The sequence below is a fragment of the Acidobacteriota bacterium genome (assembly GCA_040756905.1).
Taxonomy (GTDB): domain Bacteria; phylum Acidobacteriota; class Aminicenantia; order JBFLYD01; family JBFLYD01; genus JBFLYD01.
Genome location: JBFLYD010000030.1, coordinates 20805 through 42035, shown reverse-complemented (window position 1 = coordinate 42035; position 21231 = coordinate 20805). Strand labels below are relative to the sequence as shown.

The window sequence follows — 21231 nt, the reverse complement described above, 5'->3', positions numbered from 1 at the left end:
ACTTTTTCAAATTCTGATTTCATCGAAAAAGTGGCCGGAATAAATCGGAATGGGTGGCCACTTTCAATCAGAATCAGTGGCCGGTTTGAATCGGAATCGATGGCCACTTTGGATCGGAATATACACTCACCAATACCTTTTAATAGTTCAACAAAATCTTCGCTCTCAAGTCCTGTAAGCACTTCTCTTTTTTCAGCTCTATTTTCTTTCACAACAAACACATACTTTCCTTCAATTAAAGCTTTCTTATTCAAGACAAGAACATTGTCTTTCTCTTTAGTGATAATTGTAACCTTTGCAAAAACACCTGGTTTTAAAAATAGCTCTTTATTTGGGATTTCAACTTGAACATTAAAAGTCTTTGTCAGTGGATCAGCAGTTAAGTTTACTATAGAAACTTTTCCTATAAACTCTTTCTCAGGATATGTATCAATCTTGACAACAGTTTCATCTCCTTTTTTAATTTCTTTTATTTCTCTATCTGAAACATCTAAATTTATTTTTACCTTGGAAAAATTCATAACCACTAACACCCCTCCTCTTCCACCAAAACCTGCCATCATCGGATTTATCACATCTCCTTCATCAGCTATCTTCATCGAAACAATTCCATCAAATGGAGCTTTCATTATGGAAACATCAAGCTGATATTGAGCAAGATTCAAAGCTGCTTTTGTCTGCTGAAGCTGGGATGAAGCTCCTTCATAGACAAGTCTTACTTTTTCAAATTGCTGATCTGATACTGCATTTTCACTCTTCAGTTTATTCATTCTTTCTAAATTTCTTTCAGCATCTTTAAAATTTGCTTCTGCAACATCAAGAGCTGCTTTTGCCTGCTCCAGTTGAAGACGTATGTGTCTTGTATCGAGCTCAGCAAGTACCTGTCCTTGTTTAACTCTGTCACCCTCCTTTACATATATTCTATGAATCTTTCCTCCGATATCAGGAATTATAGTAACTTTCTCTTCTGGTTCTACAGTTCCGGTAAATGAGAGAGTTTTTTTAATCGTCCCCTTAATAACTTTTTCTACTCTGACATTAAAATAAGCTGGAGATTCATCATTTTCTGTTTTTTTTGCTGACTTGTTACAGCTTATAATTAAAAATAATGTCGAAATTGTTATTGAAAATATGATTGATTTCTTAATTTTCATTGCCATCTCTCCTTTCAGCCAATTTTTTCTAATTCTTCCAAAGGAATTCCTGTTGCTCTTTCAAGCTTTGCTGAAGCGACTAACCAGGAATAAAGAGCCTGAGATAAATTCATTTCTGCTTGAGTCAAAGCCTGATGAGCAGTTAAAACTTCAAGGGATGTTACCAAGCCTTCTTCGTAATTAAGTTCTGCAATCCTGACACTTTCTTTGGCCTGTTCAATGTTTCTCTCCTGAGATTCTATAATCTCCTTTGCTTCCTTTAAATTCAAAAGAGCTTCTTCAATTTCTATTCTTACAGCATCCTCAACAGCTTTATAAGTATAATCAATTCTCTCAAGAATAGCCTTACTCTGCATTATTTTTGCCTCTCTTGAGACGCCAGCGAAGATAGGATAGGTAAGAACAAGATTTACAGAATAGTACTCATCCCAGACTTTTCTATTCAATGTTAATCTATCCATTCTGTAATTAAAGCTCCCTACTATTGAGAAATTTGGAATATAAGAAGCTTTTGCTATTTTTAGAATCTGTTCTCCTATCCCTCTTTGGTATCGGAGTTGATTTAACTCTGGTCTCTTTTCAATGGCTTTCTTTAAAATATTTTGAGAATCGAGCTGAATATCTCTATGTTCAAGGGACCCCTTTATCTTTATGGGTATTTTCGGGTCTAATCCCAGTAAGTTTTTTAAAGAAATTTCAACAAGCTTTAAATTATTTTCAGCTTTGATTTTTTGAGGCTTCAGGTTCGCAACCTGAACTTCTGCTCTCATCAAATCAAGCTTTGATGCGATACCCTGTTCATATAAAACTTTTGTTCTCTCAAGATGTTTCTCTCCAAGTTCAAGGGCTTCCTGGGAAAACTTCAATAATTCCTGTGCAACCAAGTATCCATAGAAGGTTCGTTTTATCTCGAAAATTAAAGTTTGCTTTGTTTGATTCTCAATTTCTTCATTCAATTTAAAATTATAAATGCTCTGTTTTAGATTTGCCGCTAACTTTCCTCCGGTATAAATCGGTTGAGTAAAAAATAGATTGAATTCGTAGTCTTTTGTGAAGTCGAACCTGGCTTTTGTTGGTCTCTGACCTGGAAAAAATGCTGGTATTTCCACTTCAATAACTTTTTCTCGAAGAGTTGTGGTTTCTCTTAAATCTAATGCTGGTAGCAATTCTGAAATTGCTTCCCATCTTTTCCCTTTTGCCTCATCAACTCTTTTTAAAGAGGCAATGTAATTGGGGTTGTTCTCAAGGGCAATCTTCAGGCTTCTTTCCAAGGTCAACTCAATTACTTCCTGGGCATAAAGAGAATAGCTAAAGATTTTTAACACTAAAACCATCAAAACAAATCTTGTCATTTCGCATTTCCTCCTTCAATTTCTTTCTCTATATTTATTTATACGAACTCCGTTGCTTAAAATTCCTTCAAAAAATATTTTTATAACATTTTCTACAATTTCTTTTAGCGAAAAGGATTGATTTAATACAACTTCCGGATCTGTAACATACCTCACAGCTCCAATGTACATTAAAAGAGCAATTTCTAAATTTACATCATTCCTTATCCACCCTTTTTCTTTCCCTTCTTTTAAAATATCATGCAGATATTTAAATTTTTTCTCTCTGAAATCTTCTGTTTCTTTCCACAGAGATGGCAATACCTTTTTTAAATCGAAATATGGTTTTTCAATCTTAGAGAGTTCATTTCCCATGTAATAGATAATTTGCTGAAGCCTCTGTAATGGATCATCGTAGCTTTTAACTATGTGGGATACTTCCCTGTCAATCCTAATCAAAAACCTCTTAATCATATTCTTAACTATTTCCTCTTTGCTGGCAAATATTTTATAAATTGTTTTTTTGCTCATCGATAATTCCTTAGCTAATTCATCTACCTTCAATCCAGAATAACCTTTTTTGAAAAGAATTTCCTGGCTCAACTCCAATATCTTTTCTTTATGTTGATTATATTTGGAAACTTTATAAACTTTTTTTGTTTTCATAGTTTCTATATTATAAAACCTTTACATTTTTGTCAAGGATTTTTTAAAATAATTATATTTTAGGAGCAAAAATGCCTATTTATGAGTATAAATGTGAAGACTGCAACAAAAAATCTTCCTTTTTAATCCTCAATATAAACAATTTACCAGAGATAAGATGTAAATCCTGTGGAAGTTCAAACATGAAAAAAATAATATCAAGAGTAGCTGTGATCAGGTCTGAAGAGAGCAGACTCGAGAGCCTTGCTGACCCATCAAAATTTTCAGATTTCGATGAAAGAGATCCAAAAAGCATAGCCAAATGGATGAAGAAAATGGGTAAAGAAATGGGAGAAGATTTTGGCAATGAAATTGAGGAAGCTATGGAAGAAGCCTCTAAAGAGGAAAAGAAGGAATCCAATCAGGAAAGTTGACCAAGAAATATGAGGTCGACCATTTCCCGAGCGATATATCGAAAGGGATTAAAATCTGAAAAGAAGAAAAGTGAGCAGGAAGGGTGGCGGAGAAACCGAAGGTTCCTGAAAACCGTCACAAATGCGTAGCGGGATAAGTGAGGGGGAGCGAAACATGAGTGCTCCCGCACTAACTATATTTATTCCAAAAAAATTAAGTGATGGGAGTAGAGATATTATGAATTCCTTAATTTATAGCAAACGCATAAAATATTGTTACATGTAGGGCAAGGCTTTAGCCTTGCATTAAGCAACCCCCGAATCAACCCATGAAACAAGTTCAGGGCAAGGTTCGGGGCAGGCTCTAAAGGGTTGCCCTACAATTTATTCAATGCGTTTGTATTAGGTAATAATAAGTTAGTGCGGGACGAAGTCACCCTTGCTGGTCACTGTATAAAGTATGAGGATAATCATATTCTGAGCGAAGGAAATGTCGACCTCTGTTTGACAATAATACCTTCAATATGATAAATAAATATTTTAATTTCAAGAAAATGAGGGAATAATGTTTGCTATAATAAGAATGGGTGGAAAACAGATAAAAGTTAAAGAAGGGGATATCATTCGGGTAGAAAAGCTGAATAAAAAAGAAGGAGAAAAAATTATATTTGAAGATATAGCCCTGTTAAAAGAAGAGGAGAAACTCTTAATCGGAAATCCAATAGTTTTGGGTGCTAAAGTTGAAGCTGTTGTTTTAAAAAATCTAAGGGACAAAAAAATTATCGTCTTTAAAAAGAAAAAAAGGAAACATTACAAGAAAAAAACAGGCCATAGACAATATCTTTCAGAAATAAAAATAGAAAAGATTTTAATCAAAAAAAGAGGGCGCAAACCAAAAGAAAATGATGAAACATCATCTGAGGTGAGAAATGGCTCATAAAAAATCTGGTGGAAGCCCTTCTTTTTAAAATATCAGCCCTCCCTTAATGTTTGTTGATAAAGTAAAAATTAGATTAGAAGCTGGAAATGGGGGAAATGGATGTGTTTCATTCAGGCGGGAAAAATATGTTCCAAAAGGTGGTCCAGATGGAGGAGATGGAGGAGATGGAGGAGATATTTACCTTATAAGTGACCGTGGTATAAAATCTCTCACCTTTTTCAGGTTCAATCCATTAATCAAATCAGAAAGAGGAGCCCATGGAAAGGGGTCAAATAAAAAAGGTAAAAATGGAAAAGATATGTATTTAAAAGTTCCTGTTGGAACAATAATAAAAGACGCTGAAACAGATGAGATAATATTTGATTTTATTTCTCCTAATCTTATATTTTTAGCTGCAAAGGGAGGAAAAGGAGGAAGAGGAAATGCATCATTTATTACTTCTATAAAAAGAGCTCCAAAGATAAGAGAAGAAGGCAAAGAAGGTGAAAAAAGAGAAATTTTATTGGAGCTGAAATTAATTGCAGATGTTGGAATTGTTGGAAAACCCAATGCAGGGAAATCCACTCTTCTTTCGAAAGTCTCAGCTGCAAAGCCTTTAATTGCAGATTATCCTTTTACTACTCTCACCCCCCATCTTGGTGTTGTTGATCTTGATTATGAAAGAAGCTATATAATAGCAGATATCCCAGGGCTGATTGAAGGAGCCCATTTGGGAAAAGGATTAGGAATTAAGTTTTTAAGCCATATCGAGAGAACAAAACTTCTTCTTTTTCTTTTAGATGGCTCATCATCTGATTTTAAAGATATCACAAATCAGTTTGAAATTCTTAAAAATGAAATCAGATTTTATGATAACTCTTTCTCTTACAAACCCAGAATAGTTGCATTAAATAAAATTGACATAATGGAACAAAATAGTATAATTAAAAAAATAGAAGAATATTTTGTTGAAAAAAAAATTGAATTTTTTCCAATATCGGCATTGAAAGAATTAGGACTTAAAGAATTAAAGGAAAAAATGTGGGAAGTTTTATCTAAATTATCTACCAAGAATGGGAAATAGAACAGGTATATTTAGTGGCACATTTGACCCTATTCACTTAGGACACTTAAGGGCTGCTGAGGTATCAAGAAAATGTTTCTCTCTTGACAGAATAATTTTCATCCCATCTTACTTACCTCCTCACAAAGAAACAGAGAAAATCTCTCCTCCTTTAGATAGGTTTATTATGGTTTCCCTTGCTATCCATTCCAACGCCCATTTCATTCCATCATCTTTAGAAATAGAAAGGGGCGGAATCTCTTATACTATAGACACTCTGAACAAACTCCAAGAGAACTTCCCAGAGGACAGATTTTATTTTCTCATCGGAGACGATGCCTTTTCCCTCATAGAAACCTGGAAAGATTACAAAACTGTAATTAAATCATGTTCTTTTCTAATATTGAGCAGACCCGGTTATGAAAAAAATAATATCCTGAGAATTCTTAATAAAGAAAAGGGGTTAGAAATAAAATTCTTTCAAGAAAATGAAAAATTTGAATCGAAAAATGAAATATATCCTGCAATATATATTTTTACAATGGATTCCCTTAACATATCTTCTACGGAAATCAGAGAAAAAGTCAGGAAAAAATTATCTATAAAATATCTTGTTCCTGATGAAGTTGAAAGTTATATAATAAAAAATAATTTATACTCGGAGGTTTAGAAAATTGGATATTAATAAAAGACTTCCAAAGCCTATCAAAATTACAATTTCAACCATATCAGAAAGAAAAGGAGAGGACATCATAGTTCTTGACCTGAGAAAATTGGTCACATTCACCGATTATTTCATAATAACGACAGGAAACTCTTCAAGACAGAATTTAGCGATTTATCAATCCATAGAAGAAAACCTGGCTAAGCTAAAAAGATGGCCGCATCATGTAGAAGGGCTTGAAAATCTTGAGTGGATTCTTCTCGATTATGGAGATTTTATTGTTCACATTTTTTCGGATAAATCAAGAGATTATTATTCTTTAGAAAGTCTCTGGACAGATGCAAAAAAATATGAATTTTAAATTTTTAAAAATAAATTAAATCTCATAAGGATAAAAATCGTCAAAAATATTATTGTCAAAAAAAAATATTTCATTTATAATCGAAGTTCTGTAAAGTTAGCAGAGGTAATTTATGCCAAAAAAAAGACTGGAATTATTCAGAAAAAGACTGTTAACAAAGAGGGAAGAAATAATTAGAAATCTAACACAAAGTGAAGAGATAGGAAAGTTAACAGATTATGATGATACTCAGGATCAAGCTGATAAAGCATCTTCAGCATATTCAAAAGAATTTTTATACAGTCTTTCCAATTCTGAGAGAGAGCTACTCACCCAGATTGAAGAAGCTCTGAAAAGGATTGAAAGAGGTAGTTTTGGGTATTGCCTTTCTTGTGGAACCGCAATAGGTGAAAAGCGCTTGGAAGCTCTTCCCTGGGCAAAATATTGCATTGAATGCCAGGAAAAAATCGAAAAATCCAAGTAATAAAACATTATCTTATAAATTTTCTCAATCTAATTGAAATATTAGTATATCCATCAAAATGCAAGATATGCAATTCTCCTTTAGGGAATTATTATGAAAAAGCTATCTGTAATAATTGCTATCAGAATCTAAAGCCTTTCAGGGGCCCTTGCTGTATCTTATGTGGAAAGCCTTTCAGAGCTCCTTACAGTTTCCATTTCTGCAGTGATTGCCTGAAAGAAAAACCACCATTTAAAATTCACAGATCAGCTGGGTTATATGACGGAACACTCAAGGAACTGATTCTCCTTTTTAAATTCAGAAAGATTAAATCTTTGGGAGGTAAACTGGCATTATTCCTTTATAATTCTACAAAAATTGATATAAATTTCTCAGAGATAGATTTCATCATTCCAGTTCCTCTCCATAAAAAAAGATTGAAGGAAAGAGGATTCAACCAGTCAGAATTAATTTCAAAAGAAATCAATAGAATGGTAAACAAAAAAATTTTAAATGATGTTCTAGTAAAGAGAAAAAATACGATTCCCCAAACTTTAATAGATTTTAACGAAAGAAAGAGAAATATTCATGGAGCCTTTCAGTTGAAAAATGCAGAAGTTATAAAAGATAAAAACATATTACTGGTTGATGATGTATATACTACAGGCTCTACCATTTTTGAATGTGCAAAAACTTTATTAAAAGGAAACCCTAAAAGCATTTCTATCATTACTCTTGCCCGCTCCTTATAAATTCTTATAATCTTGCTAATTCTCTTAGTTTCATAATTCTCTTTTCAACAGGTGGATGCGTACTGAACAGAGAGAAAATTGATTCACCTCGAAGGGGAGAGACAATAAACATATGGGATGTGGATGGCTCTACTTTCATGGGGATTCTCTTTGAATACAATGTTAATTTTTCAAGGGCAGATGCAAGAGCCAGAGGAGTACCTGAAATTCTTGCACCTGATTCATCTGCTTTATACTCTCTTGATCTGGATATTGCCATCTGAATTAGTAGAGCTGCAATAGGAGCTAATATCAGAGTAAATATAAGCCCCAAACCTCCTCCTTCTCTTCTATCTCTATCTCCTACTCCATAAAAAAGAAACAACCATTGCAACTGGCGAGCTAAAAACATAATTGCCCCTGCAAGAGTTGCTGCAACTGCACTTACAAATGTATCTCGATTCTTTATATGAGAAACCTCATGGGATAAAACTCCTCTCAATTCTTCTTCTTCCATTATCTTTAAAAGCCCTTCAGTTACTGCAACTGCTCCTTTACGAGGACTTCTGCCTGTAGCAAAAGCATTTGGAGATTGAGATGGAATAAGATAAACTTTTGGTTTTGGTATCCCTGCTCTTCTGCTTAATTCTTCAACTATTCCATGGAGAATAGGGAATCTCGAAGAATTAACCTCTTTTGCTTTATACATTGAAAGTATTATTTTATCGGAGAACCAAAGGGAACCGAAGTTCAAAATTCCTGCAAAAATTAAAGCTATTAGCATTCCACTTCTTCCGCCTGCTAAATCTCCTATAAAAATAAGCAAACCTGTTAACAGTCCTAACAATATAACTGTTTTGAGATTATTCACCTTTCATTACCTCCTTGTTTTTATAAATTTTTTTCTTCACTATTTAAGGCTCATTATTCTATGTTAATTTTAATGGATTTTGGCTTAACTTCCTCTTTTTTCTGCATCGTAACCTTCAGAATGCCGTTTTTGTATTCAGCAGATATTTTATCTTGGTCAATGGCATTGGGAATGGTAAAACTTCTATAAAAGCTTCCGTAGGATCTTTCAATTCTGTGATAATTTTCCTCTTTCGTTTCTTTTTCAAATTTCCTCTCACCTTTTATGGACAGCTGGTTGTTCTCGAGTTTGACTTCAATATCTTTCTCGTTAACCCCAGGTATCTCAGCGGTTAAAACAACGCTATTCTCGGTTTCATAAATATCCACTGGGGGATTCCATGTGCCGGTCATAAGGCCTTCCTCACCAAATTTACTTCTTAATAAACTATCTTCAAACAATTTATTCATTTTCTCCTGAAGAGTTATAAGGTCTCTCCAGGGATCCCATCTTGTTATTGTCATTTTTCTTTTACCTCCTATAAATTTTAGTCTCTCTATATATATATAATATATGATTATAATTTTGTTAAGTTCTCAAAATTTCTTTTATAATTTTCTTTGGGATGCCGTATTCCTTTATAACTCTTTTTAAGTTTCTTTTTACTATCTCTTTAAACTCTTCCTGATGCCCTTTTTTCTTATAACCTTCCACTATAATCGAAACCTCTCCTTTCAAATTTTCCAACTTCTCATTCTTTAGAACTTCGCTCACCCTTCCCCTTATGAATTCTTCATTTATTTTTGTTACCTCTCTTGCCACCACTATGTCCCTTTCTCCGAGAGAGTCTTTCAACATATTTATAAAATTTTTTACTCTTTTCGGGTTATCAAAAAAAATTAACGGGGATCTCTCATATTTTAATCTTTCTAAAAATTTTTTTATTCTTTTCTCTCCTTTTGGGGGAAACCCAACAAACTTAAACGATGATGTATTCAATCCTGAAGCCATAAGTCCTGCCATGATTGAAGATGCTCCAGGTACAGGAATTACTTGAATTTCTTCATTTATAACCCTTTTTATCAAAAGGTATCCAGGATCAGAAATCCCAGGTGTTCCTGAATCTGTGACCAAAGCAACGTCTTCTCCGTTCTTTAGAATGTTTAAAATGTAAGGTATTTTTTGAGACTCTTTTGGTCTGTAATAGCTTAACAATTTCTTCCTTATTTTATATTTAGTTAAGATTTTACTTGTCTCTCTTGTATCCTCGCATGCAATTAACGAAACTGACCTCAATATTCTAAGAGCTCTTAATGTGATATCCTCAAGGTTTCCAATAGGGGTTGCAACGATATATAATACACCTTTTCTGCTTTTCTCAACACCATTGATTTTCATATTCGAATTTTATTTATTTTATTTATCTCCCCCAATCACGAAAATACAAAAAATCTAAACTGAGTGTTCTGGAGGATAACTTCGGGATTACAGGTAATCTCCTCTTAAACTGGGTATCCCTTATTTTTTCTAAGATATAAAAAATTTTTTCCTCTGAAAAACCCGAATTTTTTATCTCTTCTGCGCTTTTTCTTTCATCCACTAATAGATACAATATTTTATCCATTTCCTGATAAGACATTCCCAGTTCATCTTCATCTGTCTGACCTACCCATAAATCAGCTGATGGAATTTTCTTCAAAATTTTTTCTGGAATTTTTAAATACTCTGCCAGCTCTAAGACCTGTGTTTTATATAAATCTCCTAATGGATTTACTGCTGAAACCATATCCCCCCAAAGAGTTCCATAACCAAGGAGAAGTTCAGTTTTATTACTCGTTCCGATAACAAGGGCCTTCTCTCTCGCAGAATAATCGTAAAGAATTGACATCCTTTCTCTCGCCATTTTATTTCCCTTTATTATCCTATTTTCTATGAAGTTATCTCTGAAATAAACATCAATCATTGGAGTTATTTCAATAATTTTATATCTAATTCCTTTCGATTCTGCCAGCATAACTGCATCCTTAACGCTACTTTTTTCTGATTCCTTGTAAGGCATTATTAATGCAATGGTATTTTCTCTTCCCAATGCTTCACTTGTAAGAAAGGCAGCCACTGTAGAATCTACTCCCCCTGAAAGCCCCAGTATCCCTTTATCAAAACCAAATTTTGTCAATTCTTCCCTTATGAATTTTACAAGAAATTTCTTGAGTAAATCTTGATTAAGTCTCATCTCTCCTTTATCAATCTCTCAACTTCAAAATAAATTATTTCTGGCATCTCATCCCTTCTGTACGTGGCTATTACTCTTGCTCTCCTTAGATCAAGGGGATTTATCTCCTTTATTTCGAAATGTTCTTCAAGGTAAGGGGCTTTCCAGGCCAAGTTTCCAAATGGGTCATAAATGTAGGAGCCGCCACTGAATCCAAGCCCATCTTCAAAACCTACTCTATTGACATACATTACATATGTAGTAAAAAATTTTGAGACTACCTTTCCAATAAGCTCCCAGCTCTCCGTTGATACAAATGAGGGGTCTTCCTTAATCTGCCTTGATGGAGAAGCAGAAATGACCACCAAATAATCAACATTCCCTAAAAATAACACATAGGATGAAGAAATATGGAAAAAATCCCTGCATATCAATAAGCCAAACTTCCCAAATTTTGTGTTAAAAGTCTTAAAATTTTTCCCTCCAGCAAAAAATTTCTTTTCATCAAAAAGCCCGAAGTTGGGAAGATAAACTTTTTTATGCTTATGAATAACTTCGCCCTCACTAAAAAATAAGGCTGAATTATAAAATAACCCTTTACTCTCCTCTTCGACATACCCTGTTATTATTGATATTTTTTTACTTAATTCCTTAAGTTTCTCCTCTATTTTCATTTTTTTTAATTCCAATGCTACATCCTGGACAAGATCCTGGAGTGAATATCCAGTTATGCTCAGCTCAGGAAATATTATCAGATCCGCTTTTTTTTCTATTGCCTTTTCAATGTTTGAGAGATCCCTCTCCCAATTTCTCTTTACATCACCTAAAAAAGATGAATTCTGCGAAATGTATATTCTCATATTAAAAAAATAACACAAATGCTATTCTTCGATTAATTTCAAAAACTCTTCCTCATACAGCATTTTTATTCCAAGCTCTTTTGCCTTCTCAAATTTTGAGCCAGGCTCTTTCCCGACAATCAAAAAATCTGTTTTTGAGCTTATGGAAGAAACAACTTTACCTCCGTATCTCTCAATCAAATTTTTTGCTTCTTCTCTTGTATATTTTGATAAAGCTCCAGTAATAATAAATGATTTTCCCTTTAGAGTATCTTTTATCTGGATTTTTTCTACAGAGCGCATATTTATTCCAAAACTTTTAAGTTTCTTAATAAGCTCCAGATTTTCCTTTTGAGAAAAGAATAAAACAATACTTGTAGCAACCTTTTCTCCTATTTCCCTTATATTAAGAAGGCCCTCTTCATCAGCTTTTATCAGTTCTTCAATATCTTCAAAATTATTTGCCAATACTTCAGCTATATGCTCACCCACATACCTTATTCCCAGCGCAAATAAAAGCCTTGCAAGGTCATTTTTTTTACTTTTTTCTACCTCATCAAGTAAATTTTGAGAACTTTTCGGACCCATTCTCTCAAGTTCTACAAGATCCTCATACTTTAATCTATAAATGTCTGATAATTTCTTTACAAGTCCTTTATTTATCAGCTGATCCACCAGAGCTTCACCCAGGCCTTCGATATTCATAGCATCTCTCGAGGCAAAGTGAAGAATTGATTCTTTTATTTTTGCTGGACATGAAACATTAAGACATCTCGAAACTGCCTCTCCTTCGGGTCTAAAAGTCTCGCCACTACAAACAGGACATTTCTTAGGCATATGAAAAATTTTTTCATCCCCTTTTCTTTTCTCCTTAATCACAGTTACCACATGAGGAATAACTTCTCCTGCTTTTTCAATCAATACAGTATCTCCAATCCTTATATCTTTTCTTTTAATCTCATCCTCATTGTGAAGTGTGGCACGAGAAATTGTTGAGCCCGAAAGTTCTACAGGGTCAAATAGAGCAACTGGAGTCAATGCTCCTGTTCTTCCTACCTGAACTACAATATCTCTTATCCTGGTAGTAGCCTGTTTTGGTGGATATTTATACGAAATAGCCCATCTTGGAAACTTAGATGTCGCACCAAGTGCCTTTTGTTGACTTATGGAATTAACTTTTACTACTACTCCATCTATATCATAATCAATCTTATCTTTTTTTTCAGCCCATTCTTCACAGAATGCTATAACATCCTCAATATCTTTACAAAAACGAGCGTGGGGATTTGTTTTAAAACCTAATTCTCTTAACATTAAAATATTCTCCCAGTGGGAATTCCTGAGCTCTTTTCCATCTTTAAATATATAGTAAATAAAACTATCCAATCCTCTTCCAGCTACCTCTCTCGGGTCCAAAGTTCTCATCGATCCAGCTGCGGCATTTCTCGGGTTTGCAAAAAGAAGCTCTTCTTTTTTCTCTCTTTCCTGATTTAGCTTTTCAAAAGATTTAATTGGAAGATATACTTCACCCCTTACCTCTACCTTTCCTTTTTCTTTTATATACAGAGGAATACTTCTTATCGTTCTAACATTCAGAGTAACATCCTCGCCTTTCTCTCCATCTCCTCTTGTTACACCTCTTAATAATTTTCCATTTTCATATGTAATTGATATACTCAGGCCATCGATCTTAAGTTCTGTCACATAGTTTATTTCCTGCCCTGGCAGTCCTTTTTTTACCCTATTATGAAATTCTTTAAGCTCTTCATAAGTATAGGTATTATCAAGGCTAAGCATCGGAATTTCATGTCTGACTGTTGGAAAGCCTTCTGCTGGTTCACCTCCTACTCTCTGGGTTGGAGAGTCTGGCGTACTCAACTCAGGGTATAAAGACTCTAATCTTTCTAATTCTTTTAAGAGCTGGTCAAACTCATAATCAGAAATTTCCGGATTATTTTCTACATAATATTTTTTTTCGTGATATCTGATCAATTCTCGTAATTCAAAGATTCTTTTTTTTGCTGATTCTTTCTGAAGCATTATAAAAATTTCTAATGCTAACTAATAACTGAACTATTTATTCTCTCAACTTATTCCGAGCCTCTTCTTGGCATCTTCAAGAAGCTTCGGAATGCCATCAATATTTCCAAACTTCTTGAAATACTCGCTTTCAAGGAGTTTTCTTGCATCACCTGAAAATTTACTGTTATTCAAAACCGAAGCTTCACTTAGATAATTAAAAGCTTCGTCAGGCCTATTAGCCTGCAAAAGTAATATTCCTATATTGTAAGCAATTTCTGAATCTTTCTTCTTTGAATAAGCAATTTTAAAATACTCCAATGCCTCTGATTTATGACTTAATTGGTAATTGGTTTTTCCATACCAATAGGCACATTCAGGGTCTTTGGAGAGCTCATAGGAGGTTCTAAAAAACATCTCAGCCTCACCAAATTTTTTATCGGCATAAAAACTTTTTCCATTCTTTCTAATTTCCTTTATTATTTCAGGAGCTCTGAGTTCTTTATAAGCTTTTGTCCAAGAGTCGAGTCCATTTTTATATTCTTTCCTTTTAAAATAAATTGAGCCCTCTACAAAATGCCCTGCTCCTAAAACTTTTTTCCATTCTTCTGGTTTATTAGCCTGGGACTCTACTTTTAAACTATTCGAAGCAATCTGAATAGCTGTTTTGGAATAATTCAAAGCCTTTTCTAAATTCTTATTCAATTCAGCATATGCCCCAGCTACAACATTGAGCAAATTTGCTCTCTCCATATTTCCCAAATCTGAAAAAGAAAGGGCTTTTTCTCCAGATTCTACAACCTTATCAAATCTACGGAGATCATTATAAGTAAACGCTAAATTCATATAAACAAATTTATCATACATCAAACCCAATTTTGCATAGTTGTTGAGATATTCGTTAAAAATTTCAATTCTCTTCGATAGATTTTTTTCCTGAATGGCCTTGATGAACAATTTGTATGCGTCTTCTTCTATTGTCGTTTGAGCCATAGATGGCATTACCAGATAGAAAATAAATAATAAGATTGTTAATCGCTTCTTAATCATAAATCACCTCATACTGTAATTAACGAAAGAATAATATATTTTCATAAATTTCTTGTCAAGTTTTTTAAGGCTCCATATTATTTTTATTAACTTGACTTATTTTAAGATAAATGATTAAAATTTCTTAGAATGAAAAAAATTTTTTTTGTATTTATTATTTCTTTGACCCATGTTTATCTCTTCTCTTCCATTATAATAATTGAAGTAAGCCAGCCCATCCACCCCGTTTCCTCTGAATATATATGTAATTCAATCGCAAAAGCTGATAAAGAAAAAGCTGAGCTATTGATAATAAAGCTCGATACTCCTGGTGGCCTTGATATCTCAATGAGAGAGATTATTCAAAAGATTCTCAATTCTGAAACACCTGTTGCAGTGTGGGTTTGTCCTCCTGGAGCGAGGGCTGGGTCTGCAGGTTTTTTTATTACTCTTGCCTCTGATATAGCTATCATGTCATCGGGAACATCAATAGGAGCTGCCCATCCTGTATCAGCAACAGGCGAGAAAATAGATCCTGTTATGAGTGACAAAATTACAAATGATGCAATTTCATATGCAAAAAGTCTTGCCTCAAAGAGAGGAAGAAACATAAAAATGTCAGAGGAAGCTGTAAAGACCAGTCAGTCATATACTGAAGAGGAAGCTTTAAAAGGTGGATTGATTGATTTTATAGCAAATTCTCCTGATGAAATAAAAGATAAGCTCCACAACAAAAAAATAAAAAAATTCAGCGGAAAAGAAGTCTTGCTAAGGATAAAAAATGCCGAAAAAAAAGAAGTTCCAATGTCAGCCAGGCAAAAAATTTTAAGTATTATTTCAAATCCGAACCTTGCTTATATCCTTCTGATACTCGGAATGCTTGGTATATATTTTGAATTGAGTAATCCTGGAGCTATATTCCCAGGGGTCCTTGGTGGAATATGTCTTCTTCTGGCCTTTTTTTCATTCCAAATTCTTCCAATAAATTATGTGGGTCTACTTTTGATCCTGCTCAGCCTTGGACTTTTTATCGCAGAAGTCAAGATCCAGAGTTATGGAGTTCTTGGAATAGGAGGAGTAATAGCAATGATATTCGGCTCATTAATGCTTTTCAATGCACCGATTCCAGAAATGAAACCTGAATTGAGTTTGATTTTCCCTGTCGCAATAGGAATCTCTCTCATTTTTATTTTCCTCCTCTATTTAGCAATTAAAACCCATAGAAAAAAAGTATTCACAGGAGAACAGGGAATGGTAGGAGAAATTGGAGAAGCTTTAACAGATATTGGAGAATCAGGAAAAACTTTCATCCACGGAGAAATCTGGGATGCATGTTCATATCAAAAAATTTTAAAAGGTTCAAAAATAATAGTAAAAAAAATAAATGGACTTAAATTAGTAGTTGAAAAATTTGAAGAATAAAAGGAGGAATTAAATGAGCCCAATTTTAATTATTCTCGGGATAATACTTCTTTACATTTTAAACTCCATCAAAATTTTAAGAGAATACGAAAGAGGAGTAATTTTCAGACTTGGGAGATTACTTCCCAGACCAAAAGGTCCTGGAATTATCCTTGTTTTTGCCCCAATCGATAAAATGGTAAGAGTCTCTCTGAGAACTGTTGTATTGGATGTCCCAGCTCAGGATCTCATAACAAGAGATAATGTATCAGTTAAAGTGAACGCAGTGGTTTATTTTAGAGTTATTGACCCAAATAAAGCTGTTGTTGAGGTTCAAGATTTTCTTTACGCCACTTCCCAGATTTCTCAAACGACTTTAAGATCAGTTTTAGGTCAGGCAGAACTTGATGAACTCCTGGCAGAAAGAGAAAAATTAAATTTAACGCTTCAGAATATAATCGATAAACATACTGACCCATGGGGAGTAAAAGTAATCGGGGTTGAGGTTAAATATGTGGACTTACCAGTCGAAATGCAAAGGGCAATTGCAAAACAGGCAGAAGCAGAAAGAGAAAAGAGGGCGAAAATCATCCATGCCGAAGGAGAGTATAAGGCATCAAATACTCTCCATAATGCTGCTGAAATAGTTTCCCAGAACCCAATTACTATACAATTGAGATATTTGCAAACTCTGACCGAAATAGCAACTGAAAAAAATTCAACGATAATATTCCCTCTTCCTCTGGATTTGATGAAAGCTTTTATATCTGAAAAAAAATAAACCCTATTTTTTGATTGATGGAGAAAAATTTTAATGCGAAAAGAATATGGTGAATATGAAGTAAAAATTACCTATCCAAAACTTATATTTCTCTTAATTCTTGTTCTTGGTCTTGAAGTTTTAATTTTCATAATGGGAGTCTCTGTTGGGAAAAAATACAGCTCTGCCCAGGAGAAAAAATTAGCGAAAGAAAAAATCGAAGAAATAACTAAACCTCCAGTTATTATAAAACCAGAGCCCCAGAAAGAACAAGCAAAGCCAGAAGAAAAAAAACCTGAGGTAAAAAAAGCACTACCTCAGGAGAAACTGAAACCAGAATTATTATATTTTATTCAAATCGGAGCTTTCAGTACAAAAGCCTCGGCTGATAAATTAGCTTCTGAATATTCAAAAAAGGGATTTAAAGTAGCAATACTTGATCCATTAAAAGAAGAAAAAAATCCTGTGTTCAGAGTTAGAATTGGAAGTTACCAATCAAAAGAGGAAGCCGAAAAAGTTAAGAACGAATTAGAAAAACAAAACAAAGCTAAATATATTTTATTATGGGAAAAAGTTAAAGAGTAACTTTTCTTCTTTATTGAGGAGGAAGTGCAGAGCAAGAATTTTTTTATAGAGAGGTCGATTATCTCCTGAGCGATATATTGACGAATATCTAAAAATCTGTGAAGTGAGTGAGGATAATCTCCTATATTTAAGTCTATCGAAAAAGAAAGTATATTTTATTAATATTACAAAATTTTTCTTTATTTGTAGCTTATTTAATTAATTATATTATAAAATAAGAAAACAAAGTTTTATGCTTATTAAAAATTCTGGAGAAAAATTTCTTATCTTTATTATTCTTCCGATTGCTTCAGGAATTCTTACATCTCTTTCTTTCGAAAAATTTTCTTTATTTTTCTTTTCCTGGTTCTCTGTTTCATTATTATTTATCTCAATTTTCAGGAAAAAAAGGCTATCATTTTTTTCTGGGTTTTTATATGGCTTTTCTTATTACCTCATCTCCCTTTATTGGATTCCAAGCGTAATGTTTAAGTATGGAAACCTGTCAAAAGTATTGTCATCGATTTTTTTCCTGGCACTAATTCTTCTCCTCAGTCTTTTCTGGGCAATCTTCTCTGCAGCTATATCGATTTTCATTAAGATAAGCACAAATTTTATGATTTTATCACCATTTCTATGGATCTCAATTGAATATATTATGAGTTTCATTTTTACAGGATTCCCCTGGAATCTGATCGGATATTCTCAGGTAGATTTTATTCCCCTGATTCAGATATCCTCAGTAACAGGTGTATATGGAATATCATTCTTAATAATTCTCTTTAATGCTTCGATTACTCTATTGTTAATCACAAAGAAAAAATGGTATGTATTGATCACAATACTTTTAATTTTCTTTACAATTCTATACGGAATAGCGACAACAAGTTTTAATTACAGAACAAATGGTTTATTTAAAGTATCAGTAATTCAGGGAAATATAAATCAGGACATTATCTGGGACTCAAAAAATCTGATTGAAAAATTCAATGAACATATGGAACTTTCAGAAGCTTCATCGAAAAACCATGCAAAACTAATAGTATGGCCTGAATTTTCTGTTCCAATCTATATCAGGTATAACTCCTTCTTTAAGAAGATAATGATTGATTTTGCTAAAAATAGAAATGTCTCATTTTTAGCTGGATTTACTGATATCAGATATGAGAATAACAGTAATAACTTCTATAATTCTTCATTTTTAATTTCAAAAGATGGAGTAGAATCTGTTTACGATAAGATTCATCTTGTTCCTTTTGGTGAGTATGTCCCTCTGCGAAAGTTCCTCGGTTTCTTTGAAAGCATCACAAAAGAAATTGGAGATTTTACGCCTGGAAAAAATTCTATCCTTCATAAAGTAAATGGCAATAAATTCGGCACTCCTGTATGCTATGAAATTATATTCCCAGATTTAGTCAGAAGATTTGTAAAGAAAGGAGCTGTGTTCATTGTAACAATAACAAATGATGCCTGGTTTGGAAAAACATCAGCTCCTTACCAACACTTCGCTATGGCAAGAATGAGAGCAGTAGAAAATAGAAGATTTTTAATAAGAGCTGCATCTACTGGAATAAGTGGTATAGTTGACCCTTTCGGTAAAATTGTGAAACTCATAGACCTTGAAAAAAAAGGTTATGCTGTCTCAGAAATTTATCCTATAAGTTATTTAAGCTTTTACACAAGATATGGCGATGTTTTTGCGCATTTCTGCATTCTTATTTCTTTGTTTGCATTTATATTTTTTATTATATTAAGGAAGCAAGTAAAGTTTCGTTAATAAAAAAATCAACCTATCCTGATTAAATCTTGAATTGTCAAAATTTTTGCCACTGTCTTTGACAAACTTAACTTAGAAAAAATAAAAATTTCAATGTACAATGTATAATAATGTATAATATAGAAGGAGGAAGTAATGGATTTTATGGAAGTAAAGAATAAAATCTCAGAAATCAAAGAAAAATACTTAAAATTAAGAGATTTTCTTTGAAATAGAAAAAAAACAGCAAGAATTAAATGACATAAATCAAGAACTTTTGAAAGAAGATGTATGGACTGCTCCGAAAAAGTCTCATCATCTTTTAAAAAGAAAAAAATACCTTGAGGAAGAAATTGATAATATTAAAATTTTTGGAAAAAAAATAGAAGATATAGATGTCCTTATTGAACTTGGTGAAGAGGGAGAAAATGTGGAATCTGAATTAAAAAATGAAACTCGATATCTGGAAGAAAAGTTAGCTTCTTTAGAACTAATTACTTTCTTTTATGAGGAGGATGATTTTAAAAATGCAATTTTAACAATCCATCCAGGCGCAGGAGGAACTGAATCTCAGGATTGGTCACAAATGTTAATGAGGATGTACCTGCGATATTGTGAGGAAAAAGGATTTAAAACAGAAATAGTAGATTTACTTCCCGGAGAAGAAGCTGGAATAAAAAGCGTAACAATCAGAGTGGGAGGAAAATATGCATACGGTTATCTCAGTCAGGAATCTGGAGTGCACAGACTTGTCAGAATTTCTCCCTTTGATGCAAATAAAAGACGACATACCTCCTTTGCTGCAGTTTTTGTTTGCCCTGAAATAGAAGAAGATATTGAAGTTAAAATAGACGAAAACGACCTTAAAATTGAGACATTTCGTTCGTCTGGGAAAGGTGGTCAGCACGTAAACGTTACTGATTCTGCTGTCAGAATCACCCATACACCCACAGGCATAGTTGTCTCGTGTCAAAATGAACGCTCTCAACATCGAAATCGAGAAATTGCATTGAAAATTCTAAAATCAAGACTTTACGAACTTGAGAAGAAAAAAAGATTAGAAAAAATAGAAGAAATCGAAGAACAAAAGGGAGAAATTGCATGGGGGAATCAAATTCGGTCTTATGTACTTCAGCCCTATCAAAAAATTACAGACCACAGAACAAAAGTTGAAATAGGAAATGTTCAGAAAGTTTTAGATGGAGATCTTGATGAATTAATAAGAGCTTCTCTCTTAAAAAAAATACTCGATAAAAAATCAAAATAAATTAAATTAATCTTAGGGTTAATTTTTTTTAGATTTCTCCCATAACATATCCATCTCTTGAAGAGTATATTCATTTAATTTTTTCTTTCTCTTTTTTGCTTCTTCTTCTATAAATTTAAATCTTTTAATAAATTTCTTATTAACGATTTTAAGGGCAATCTCTGGGTTTATCCTCATTAATCTTGAGACATTGGAAATGGAAAAAAGAAGATCTCCGATTTCCTCTTCTAATTTTTCTTTTTTACCTGTTAAAATTGCTTTTTTTAACTCAATCAATTCTTCTTTAACTTTATCCAGGGCTTCTTCGGGTTTTTTCCAATTAAACCCTACTCTTGATGCTTTTACCCCTAACGTGAATGCCTGAAGAAGAGCAGGAAAATTCTCAGGAATGCCGTTGACTATAGAACTTTTTCTCTCCTTTCGCTTTTTAAATTCTTCCCAGTGTTCAAGCACTTCTCCTGAAGTTTTTAATTTTTTGGTTCCAAAAACATGGGGATGCCTTTCAATCGTCTTCCTATTTGCTGAACGAATTACATCTTTAATATCAAATTCTCCCTTTTCTTTTGCAATTTGACTTAAAAATACTACTTGAAGAAGTAGGTCTCCTAATTCTTCCTTGAGCGATTTTTTATCATTAACTTTAATAGAATCAATAATTTCCCAGCATTCCTCAAAAATAAATTCAATCAATGAAAACTCGTCCTGCTCTCTATCCCAGGGGCATCCTTCCGGACTTCTCAGTTTTTCTATTATATTAACTAATTTTTCAAATTCTTCTTTCATTATGCAAAATTATTCTACAATTCACTTC

22 protein-coding genes and 1 pseudogene are annotated in these 21231 nt (G+C 33.3%); 12 read left to right on the top strand and 11 right to left on the bottom strand.

The window, feature by feature from the left end; translation table 11 throughout:
• From AB1410_04505 to AB1410_04495, 3 genes are all read right to left on the bottom strand, one after another.
• The coding region (locus AB1410_04505) for an efflux RND transporter periplasmic adaptor subunit (GenBank protein MEW6455960.1) at nucleotides 1-1154 on the bottom strand (1154 nt) is incomplete at its 3' end.
• Between the two features lie 14 nt (nucleotides 1155-1168).
• Nucleotides 1169-2506 carry a TolC family protein gene (locus tag AB1410_04500; GenBank protein MEW6455959.1) on the bottom strand — a complete coding sequence of 446 codons (1338 nt, stop codon included), beginning with the start codon at nucleotides 2504-2506 and terminating at the stop codon, nucleotides 1169-1171.
• Nucleotides 2507-2521: 15 nt separating this feature from the next.
• On the bottom strand, nucleotides 2522-3151 hold the full coding sequence (locus AB1410_04495; protein MEW6455958.1) for a TetR/AcrR family transcriptional regulator: 630 nt from the start codon (nucleotides 3149-3151) through the stop codon (nucleotides 2522-2524).
• 71 nt (nucleotides 3152-3222) lie between these two features.
• Here AB1410_04495 and AB1410_04490 point away from each other — a divergent pair, with 71 nt between their 5' ends.
• The 7 genes and pseudogenes from AB1410_04490 (at nucleotide 3223) to AB1410_04460 (ending at nucleotide 7744) form a co-directional block, all read left to right on the top strand.
• Nucleotides 3223-3564, top strand: a complete 342-nt coding sequence (locus AB1410_04490) for a zinc ribbon domain-containing protein (GenBank protein ID MEW6455957.1) — start codon at nucleotides 3223-3225, stop codon at nucleotides 3562-3564.
• Between the two features lie 544 nt (nucleotides 3565-4108).
• Nucleotides 4109-4411, top strand: a pseudogene (gene rplU, locus AB1410_04485) (50S ribosomal protein L21).
• Nucleotides 4412-4529: 118 nt separating this feature from the next.
• Nucleotides 4530-5546: a GTPase ObgE gene (gene obgE, locus AB1410_04480; GenBank protein MEW6455956.1), complete on the top strand. Its 1017-nt coding sequence runs from the start codon at nucleotides 4530-4532 to the stop codon at nucleotides 5544-5546.
• A complete protein-coding gene (nadD, locus tag AB1410_04475) occupies nucleotides 5536-6195 on the top strand; it encodes a nicotinate-nucleotide adenylyltransferase (protein ID MEW6455955.1) in 660 nt (219 codons plus the stop codon). The genes obgE and nadD overlap by 11 nt, the downstream gene beginning before the upstream one ends.
• Nucleotides 6196-6199: 4 nt before the next feature.
• Nucleotides 6200-6550: a ribosome silencing factor gene (gene rsfS / locus AB1410_04470; protein MEW6455954.1), complete on the top strand. Its 351-nt coding sequence runs from the start codon at nucleotides 6200-6202 to the stop codon at nucleotides 6548-6550.
• 112 nt (nucleotides 6551-6662) lie between these two features.
• A complete protein-coding gene (locus AB1410_04465) occupies nucleotides 6663-7013 on the top strand; it encodes a TraR/DksA family transcriptional regulator (GenBank protein MEW6455953.1) in 351 nt (116 codons plus the stop codon).
• Nucleotides 6983-7744, top strand: a complete 762-nt coding sequence (locus AB1410_04460) for a ComF family protein (protein ID MEW6455952.1) — start codon at nucleotides 6983-6985, stop codon at nucleotides 7742-7744. Before AB1410_04465 ends, AB1410_04460 begins: the two co-directional genes overlap by 31 nt.
• Nucleotides 7745-7748: 4 nt before the next feature.
• Here AB1410_04460 and AB1410_04455 read toward each other — a convergent pair whose 3' ends face one another.
• The 7 genes from AB1410_04455 to AB1410_04425 form a co-directional block, all read right to left on the bottom strand.
• Nucleotides 7749-8594, bottom strand: coding sequence for a zinc metalloprotease HtpX (locus AB1410_04455; protein MEW6455951.1), 846 nt, complete (start codon nucleotides 8592-8594; stop codon nucleotides 7749-7751).
• Between the two features lie 53 nt (nucleotides 8595-8647).
• On the bottom strand, nucleotides 8648-9097 hold the full coding sequence (locus AB1410_04450; protein MEW6455950.1) for an Hsp20/alpha crystallin family protein: 450 nt from the start codon (nucleotides 9095-9097) through the stop codon (nucleotides 8648-8650).
• A gap of 64 nt (nucleotides 9098-9161) precedes the next feature.
• A complete protein-coding gene (gene rsmI, locus AB1410_04445) occupies nucleotides 9162-9971 on the bottom strand; it encodes a 16S rRNA (cytidine(1402)-2'-O)-methyltransferase (GenBank protein ID MEW6455949.1) in 810 nt (269 codons plus the stop codon).
• 22 nt (nucleotides 9972-9993) lie between these two features.
• Nucleotides 9994-10806 carry an NAD+ synthase gene (locus AB1410_04440; GenBank protein ID MEW6455948.1) on the bottom strand — a complete coding sequence of 271 codons (813 nt, stop codon included), beginning with the start codon at nucleotides 10804-10806 and terminating at the stop codon, nucleotides 9994-9996.
• Nucleotides 10803-11645: a nitrilase-related carbon-nitrogen hydrolase gene (locus AB1410_04435; protein ID MEW6455947.1), complete on the bottom strand. Its 843-nt coding sequence runs from the start codon at nucleotides 11643-11645 to the stop codon at nucleotides 10803-10805. Before AB1410_04435 ends, AB1410_04440 begins: the two co-directional genes overlap by 4 nt.
• A 21-nt stretch (nucleotides 11646-11666) precedes the next feature.
• Entirely contained in the window at nucleotides 11667-13664 is a 1998-nt protein-coding gene (gene ligA / locus AB1410_04430; protein ID MEW6455946.1) for an NAD-dependent DNA ligase LigA, read from the bottom strand.
• Between the two features lie 45 nt (nucleotides 13665-13709).
• Nucleotides 13710-14693 carry a hypothetical protein gene (locus AB1410_04425; protein ID MEW6455945.1) on the bottom strand — a complete coding sequence of 328 codons (984 nt, stop codon included), beginning with the start codon at nucleotides 14691-14693 and terminating at the stop codon, nucleotides 13710-13712.
• A gap of 129 nt (nucleotides 14694-14822) precedes the next feature.
• Between AB1410_04425 and AB1410_04420 the strand changes: the two genes are divergently transcribed.
• From AB1410_04420 to prfB, 5 genes are all read left to right on the top strand, one after another.
• Nucleotides 14823-16094, top strand: a complete 1272-nt coding sequence (locus tag AB1410_04420; protein ID MEW6455944.1) for a nodulation protein NfeD — start codon at nucleotides 14823-14825, stop codon at nucleotides 16092-16094.
• A gap of 13 nt (nucleotides 16095-16107) precedes the next feature.
• A complete protein-coding gene (locus AB1410_04415; GenBank protein ID MEW6455943.1) occupies nucleotides 16108-16854 on the top strand; it encodes a slipin family protein in 747 nt (248 codons plus the stop codon).
• Between the two features lie 33 nt (nucleotides 16855-16887).
• On the top strand, nucleotides 16888-17418 hold the full coding sequence (locus AB1410_04410) for an SPOR domain-containing protein (GenBank protein ID MEW6455942.1): 531 nt from the start codon (nucleotides 16888-16890) through the stop codon (nucleotides 17416-17418).
• Between the two features lie 232 nt (nucleotides 17419-17650).
• The gene (gene lnt / locus AB1410_04405; protein MEW6455941.1) at nucleotides 17651-19174 is read left to right on the top strand and encodes an apolipoprotein N-acyltransferase; all 1524 of its coding nucleotides are present in this window, start codon (nucleotides 17651-17653) and stop codon (nucleotides 19172-19174) included.
• Nucleotides 19175-19309: 135 nt separating this feature from the next.
• Nucleotides 19310-20420, top strand: a protein-coding gene (prfB, locus tag AB1410_04400; GenBank protein ID MEW6455940.1) for a peptide chain release factor 2 whose coding sequence is annotated in 2 segments (ribosomal slippage) — nucleotides 19310-19381 and nucleotides 19383-20420 — 1110 coding nt in all. Because the reading frame shifts where the segments join, the coding sequence is not laid out codon by codon here.
• Between the two features lie 18 nt (nucleotides 20421-20438).
• On the opposite strand, the gene mazG is transcribed toward prfB, so the two are convergent.
• Nucleotides 20439-21203: a nucleoside triphosphate pyrophosphohydrolase gene (gene mazG, locus AB1410_04395; GenBank protein ID MEW6455939.1), complete on the bottom strand. Its 765-nt coding sequence runs from the start codon at nucleotides 21201-21203 to the stop codon at nucleotides 20439-20441.
• Between the last annotated feature and the right edge of the window lie 28 nt (nucleotides 21204-21231).